This is a genomic window from Microcoleus sp. C2D2 (assembly GCF_036702495.1).
Classification (GTDB): domain Bacteria; phylum Cyanobacteriota; class Cyanobacteriia; order Cyanobacteriales; family Microcoleaceae; genus Microcoleus.
The window spans coordinates 1-2,139 of record NZ_JAUBTO010000351.1; the positions used below are offsets into that span (position 1 = coordinate 1).

Here is a 2,139-nt window from a genome sequence, read left to right on the forward strand (position 1 = left end):
GGTAGAGTCGAGGGAGGCTATTATGTCTCGCCCCTCTCTTTTAAATCTGGACGTGCAACTTTCATTGCATCCAGCTTCCGACAATCTTGTTTGCTCATGTGGATATAATCGTGACAGCTTTCATGTACAACCATCAGGTTTGTGTCCTTCCAGTTTTCATGGTTGCCGTCTTTGTGGTGTAAATTAACTCTTTCTTCTCCCGTAAGAAGATGTCCACAGTGTCCACAAGTATGTTTTTGCTTTTTGAGCATCTTAGAGGTTATACCGTCATATAGCGCACTGTTGCGTTTTGTCCAGTAAAGGATATCTCCATCGAAAGGTGATTTATCCCCTTTTACCATCACGAATTTATTTTCGTGCCATCCAATTTTTGGAAATGCTAGGTCTATCAGGTGATTGACAAGGTAGCGGGTTAGCTTACTTTCTTTGTTAAATACCTTCCATGTTTTATTGTTGAGTGACCATAAATTAAATCTGGGGCCATCCAACTTACAAAACTGGTGGTAGTTTCTCCAACCTCTGACAATAGGAGCCAGCTTTTTGGCTTTTACCTTTGCCCCATAATTCGAGTTATTGACGATTTTTTTCACTTTCTGTCGAAACTTTTTGAAGTTTTCCACTGAGGGAAAACTCCTGAACTTCCCGTTTTTCTGGACTTTAAAAGTCCATCCTAGAAAGTCAAATCCATCTGTCGCTGCGGTTATTTTTGTCTTTCTTTCACTAACATTCATCCCTCTTTCTGCAAGGAACTGACGGATTTTGTCAAGGATCTTTTGTGCGTCATCTTTTGGTTTGAGAAAAAACACCAGATCGTCAGCATATCTGACGGATGGGTGAAGGGACTCTATCCCGTTTAATGCTATATTTGCCAGAAGTGGGCTGACTACTCCACCTTGCGGTGTTCCTTGTTCGGGAAATTCTGGGTTTACTCCTATTTTTAGACAACGGAAGATTCCGTTTCTGATGCCCATTGGGGCAATGAGTCTATCCATAATGGCAGTGTGGCTGATTCTGTCAAAGCACTTTTCGATGTCTAATTCGATGACTCGCTTGGTTATTCCTTTACCTTGAGAGTTTAGGTTTTGAAACAGGTATTTTTGAGCATCATGTGCTGCCCTGCCTGGTCTAAATCCATAGCTCCGTTCATGGAATAGTGCAACGCGCAAGCAGGCTCAATAGCGTATTTGACTAAGCATTGCCACGCTCTATCGTACATTGTTGGCACTTTTAATAATCGGGTTGACCCATCCTTTTTGGGTATGGGAATTTCTCTCAGCCTTTGGTGCTTCCATTTGTCAACATTTGACTTGAGATTGAGGCTCAAGTCTAGGCGTTCTTGATGGGTCAAGGACGCTTTGCCGTCTATACCTGGTGTTTTCTTGCCTGCATTTAGCTGTGTTACTTGACGGATTGCCAGTAATCTTGCTGCACGGGACTTCAGAATTAGCTTCTGTAATGACTTAACTTTACGCAGGTCATTTTCTCGAATAGCTTTGTACACTCGTTTTTGTAGGCGGAATAAATTCCTACGAAATTGCTTCCAGGGTAATTTGCTCCAAAATTCACGCTTCGCTAAGACTGTGCCTAATCATTCTCTACTCCAGTTCGTGTATTCTGACTGCCTTTCAGCAATGGAGCTGAATCCTACCCGAATCTAAGGGTTTACTCGTCTCGTCTCGTCTACCTTGGGTTCGACCTTTCCAAAGACCTTAGATTCGTTTTTATTCGTTCCCTCAAGTGATTGTCTTGTCCTTTTAGGTGGAACCACTTCAACCATTGGATACCCTTAGTACGGCTAATCTCTGAAGTAGAAGTTGGCGGGTATTAGCTCCAATAAAGTCAGGGGGGTTATTCTTTTCCGTCCTGCTCTTTCCTAGGTTGCTTTTTTAGGTTCTGTTTCACCGTGAGGACGCCCCTAGCGCCAGTGTGGTATCGGTCAACCTCTGATTGCGCCCTATTCCCAGCTTCAGCCTCTCGAATTCCGAGTCGAGTCACTGTGGGTAGATTGGGAGTCATGCCCGTACTTGGCAGAGAGGGCTTGCACCTCTATCATCTTGAGAGTTTCACGAGCCTTTAATGGCTGTGAGCCGTGTTATTTCGTGGTTTTATCCACTGATTCGACGGCAACGAATCGCACAC

Annotated in this window: 1 protein-coding gene and 1 pseudogene; both read right to left on the reverse strand. The window is 43.8% G+C overall.

What is annotated here, in order from left to right:
- Positions 1 to 20 precede the first annotated feature (20 nt).
- A complete protein-coding gene (locus QUB61_RS39050) occupies positions 21 to 1,166 on the reverse strand; it encodes a reverse transcriptase domain-containing protein (protein WP_333136804.1) in 1,146 nt (381 codons plus the stop codon).
- Positions 1,076 to 1,546: pseudogene (locus QUB61_RS39055) on the reverse strand (reverse transcriptase N-terminal domain-containing protein); the annotation flags it as partial. The gene QUB61_RS39050 and the pseudogene QUB61_RS39055, both read right to left, overlap by 91 nt.
- Positions 1,547 to 2,139: the final 593 nt, after the last annotated feature.